The organism is Myxosarcina sp. GI1(2024), assembly GCF_053543375.1.
Window position 1 is genome coordinate 1 of record NZ_JBKGTY010000026.1, and the last position, 3,652, is coordinate 3,652.

Annotated in this window: 5 protein-coding genes and 1 pseudogene; 4 read left to right on the forward strand and 2 right to left on the reverse strand. The window is 40.3% G+C overall.

Annotated elements, in window-relative coordinates; all coding sequences use genetic code 11:
- Window positions 1–713 precede the first annotated feature (713 nt).
- On the reverse strand, window positions 714–1,346 hold the full coding sequence (locus tag ACLFKQ_RS30855) for an FMN-dependent NADH-azoreductase (RefSeq protein ID WP_449003405.1): 633 nt from the start codon (window positions 1,344–1,346) through the stop codon (window positions 714–716).
- 136 nt (window positions 1,347–1,482) lie between these two features.
- On the opposite strand from ACLFKQ_RS30855, the gene ACLFKQ_RS30860 reads away from it, so the two are divergent.
- From ACLFKQ_RS30860 to ACLFKQ_RS30875, 4 genes and pseudogenes are all read left to right on the forward strand, one after another.
- The gene (locus tag ACLFKQ_RS30860; RefSeq protein ID WP_449003406.1) at window positions 1,483–1,704 is read left to right on the forward strand and encodes a hypothetical protein; all 222 of its coding nucleotides are present in this window, start codon (window positions 1,483–1,485) and stop codon (window positions 1,702–1,704) included.
- A complete protein-coding gene (locus ACLFKQ_RS30865) occupies window positions 1,679–2,038 on the forward strand; it encodes a hypothetical protein (RefSeq protein ID WP_449003407.1) in 360 nt (119 codons plus the stop codon). Before ACLFKQ_RS30860 ends, ACLFKQ_RS30865 begins: the two co-directional genes overlap by 26 nt.
- Window positions 2,013–2,384 (forward strand): helix-turn-helix domain-containing protein, encoded by a 372-nt coding sequence (locus tag ACLFKQ_RS30870; protein ID WP_449003408.1) that lies wholly within the window; start codon window positions 2,013–2,015, stop codon window positions 2,382–2,384. The genes ACLFKQ_RS30865 and ACLFKQ_RS30870 overlap by 26 nt, the downstream gene beginning before the upstream one ends.
- Before the next feature lie 340 nt (window positions 2,385–2,724).
- Window positions 2,725–2,865 (forward strand): annotated as a pseudogene (locus ACLFKQ_RS30875) (MerR family DNA-binding transcriptional regulator); the annotation flags it as partial.
- Between the two features lie 20 nt (window positions 2,866–2,885).
- Here ACLFKQ_RS30875 and ACLFKQ_RS30880 read toward each other — a convergent pair.
- Window positions 2,886–3,575, reverse strand: a complete 690-nt coding sequence (locus ACLFKQ_RS30880) for an SDR family NAD(P)-dependent oxidoreductase (protein ID WP_449003409.1) — start codon at window positions 3,573–3,575, stop codon at window positions 2,886–2,888.
- Between the last annotated feature and the right edge of the window lie 77 nt (window positions 3,576–3,652).

A 3,652-nucleotide genomic window follows, 5' to 3' on the forward strand; every position in this document is an offset into this window, starting at 1 on the left:
ATTTCGAGAGCAAGGATTAATCGACAAATACATTATTTCCATCATTCCTGTGATTCTAGGAGTCGGTATTCCTTCCATATAAATAGACTTTGTACTAGCTAATACAGTACAAAAATCCCGAACCCCAAAACCGCATCGCCAGTCGTCCCTAAAGATAACACTTCGATATCGTTAGACGACGGGGCTTATAAAATGCTGATGCACCTTTTAGCACACAGCCCCTCACGATCTGGGTTTACGCCCTGTCCGTTAGCGCGAAGTTGCGTTGCGGAGGTATCCTCCGTTGAGCAAACTTCGTAAGAAGGATTATCGTAGCTCACATTTCCTACCTTCCAGACTGGGGGCATTGAGATTATTATTGTGGTATAGGTAATCAAAGTTTAAAACTTGCCTAAGTTCACCAGAAAGCTAAACGGCTTGTTTGCGATCGTGGTAAGGAGTATCTATCGTTAAGTGCTTGACCGTGAGGCGCAAAAGTAAAGTATCGTCTGAAAAGGAGCACAGGTAGATGTGGTATTTTTTTAACGTATCTCAACTCAATACCTAGGGGATATATTGCATTATTTTACACTTGTCTTGGCACGCGACCTAAACAGATTGCATTGTCAAAATCTTACAGCGAATTTCAGTTAGTAGATGAGCAAATTGGCGATCGCTAGCATAAAAACTTGCTATCAGTTTCTTGGTGAATGTAGTGCATCAACAGAACATTGTTAGGCAGCAACTAATTCGTAAATTCTGGAACGAGCAGCAGCAATCGAATCAGCAAGACTCTGACCGCCGAGATCATCTTTTTCTACGGCAATGAAGGTGATGTCTGTGATACCAATGAAACCAAACAATGCCTTTAAGTAGGGAGCTTGATAATTTAACTTGTCCCAGCGTCCACCAGACGCAAATCCTCCCGCACCGTGAGTTGTAATAATAAACATCTTTTTTCCCTGTACCAGAGGTTTGTAAGGTGATTCTCTGTCTTCAGGTTCAAAGGCATAGAGTCGTCCCACTCGGATAATGTTATCGATGTATGCTTTAAATTCACTGGGAACATTCAAGTTATACATCGGAATGCCCATCACATAGATATCTGCTGCTAAAAATTCATCCACCAATTTGTCACTAAATGCGATCGCTTTCCACATTTGAGGTGTTCGTTGTTCTGGTGGCGTGAAATTGGCTGCAATCCAAGCCTCATCAACATTAGGAATGGAATTGCGTCCCACATCTCGATAAGTAACGCTATCTTCTGGATGAAATTGTTTCCAAGTAACAATAAATTCTCCAGTCATTTTACGAGAATGCGATCGCTCTCCCCTAGGACTAGCATCAATGTGTAACAAGTTAGCCATGTTTAAAATCCTTTCTACTTACTAAGTTTTGTTAGTTCAATCGTTACAATTACAGAATAAGTGACTAGAGATTTTTGAGCTTTCAAAATATTGCTCGGCTTACATAATCTTGCTGCGAGTTTTTTTAGCAGAATCAATGGTTAATTCATCACCTAAAACAGCGAAAGAAATACCATCGCCAATTGTTACAAGTGCGGATTTGGGTTGGGAGTCGATAACTGTTGCCGAATTTAAGCAACCGCCTGGAAACAGTACGTTTTCTCCCGATCTAGAACATACGATCGCTTTGTGTTTGGCAACCAAACCATACCGCATCTGGCAAGCTATTGGCGATGCCTTCGGCGTACGCGGAGCGTAATCGCAACCATAGTGGAATTTATTCCAATGGCGATCTTTCGATTACACCAGCACAACTTCCCTGTACGTATAAAGCTTATGGTCATGACCATTTTTTAGCAATAAGAATTCCCCCACACTTTCTCAACCAAGTAGCCACAGAAGTAATGAATTGCGATCTCAATCGCCTAGAATTACGCACAGAATTTCGCGATCGCCATCCTCAAATCGAACAGCTAGCGATGATGTTACGCAGCGAACTTTATCGGGGTAAAGATGGTGTAGGACAGCTTTATATCGAGTCTTTAGCCAATGCTTTGATGGTTATATGTGTTGCGAGATTACAGCATTACTAAGCCTCAAATAAAAATCTATGAAGGGGGATTGAGCGATCGCTCTTTATTTCAAGCCATGGAATATATTGACCATCACCTAAGCCAATCGATTAAGTTAGAAGACTTGGCAACCCGTCTAGGAATTAGCAAATTTCATTTTAGTAGACTATTTAAAAAATCTACGGGCAAATCTCCCCATCAGTATGTAATGCAGCAAAGAATCGAACTAGCTAAACAGCTATTAGTAAAAGCAGAAATATCAATCTCCGATGTTGCTATGATGTGCGGTTTTAATAGTCATGCTCACCTAAGCAAATACTTCCGTCAGTTTGTGGGAATGACACCAAAAGCTTACCGTCAAAGTTAAAGTTGCTATTTCGCTATCTCTTTTCAGTTAACTTTAGGAGAATTATTTGGTTGGTTATCGGAGTAAAAAGCGATCGCATCTTAAATATAGACTGGTTAAAAGCGATCGCCAATCTGAATTCCGCAGATAATTAACTTGAAGAAATAATTATACGAACTTGCTTGATTAAGCTTTAGTATAGCGATGTAATTAAATGCTTGTTATCTAATTATTCCACGCATCTAAGCTGTTATCTAGCTAATTGATTATTGAAAATTAAATTTATGTGCAGAATGCCAACTTGACTCTTCCCTTGGAGGAGAGTATTTACTGGAGAAATAGAAAGCAAAGAGATTGAACGATGTTCAAAATTGGTGATTTTTCCAAACTTAGTCAAATATCGATTAAAGCACTACGCCTCTATGACCAAATGGGGCTGCTAAAACCCATGCAGATAGACCCATTCACAAATTATCGCTACTACTCTGCCAGTCAATTACCATAAACTATAGAACAGAGCAATTAAGTTTTTTGCTGTATATTAATTTCTCCAATATCTACATTATTGGAAAGTGTCAAAATCCATTCAATCCCCGAAATTATGTCTGCAAGAGGGATAGGAACTTGCTGCTCAAATCTGCCTTCTTCAATATCTGTCAATACTTCTTCCGTGGCGACATTACCAGGATTAATGACTGTGATGCCAATGTTGCGATCGCTCAAAGCGATTTTTAATGCCTGTGCTGCGCCTCTTAATCCAAATTTTGATGCTGTGTTAGCCACTTCGATAGTGGCAGAGTTATCTAGTCCAGATAGTGAGCCAATAAATATGGTTCGTGGATTGTTCGAGTTAATCAGATTTTTGGTAAGCTGCCTAGTCAATTCAATAGGAGCAATAGTATTTACAGCCATTACATAACGAGTTTCTCGATCGCTACTTTTAAAGAAGTCGTACTGTCCTGTAAAAGCTCCATCTTCCCATACTCCGCCCATGAACAAAAAAGCATCCAACACTGCGTCACCAATAGTATCAGCAACTAATTGTATTCCTGCGTCAGTGGAAATATCGGCTTGAATCCATTCTCCCGCGACTGGTTGACTCCTGGAGACAGAGAAGACGCGATCGCCCTTTTGAGCAAAGTGTTGAGCTACGGCTGCACCGATACCTCGGCTAGCCCCCACAACGACAATTTGCTTTTTCTGCGATTGCATTGAGGTTTTCATATCGGTATTCATTAGCGGTAATTAAACAATTTAAACAGACAAAATAAGATAGAATACCTTTGCTG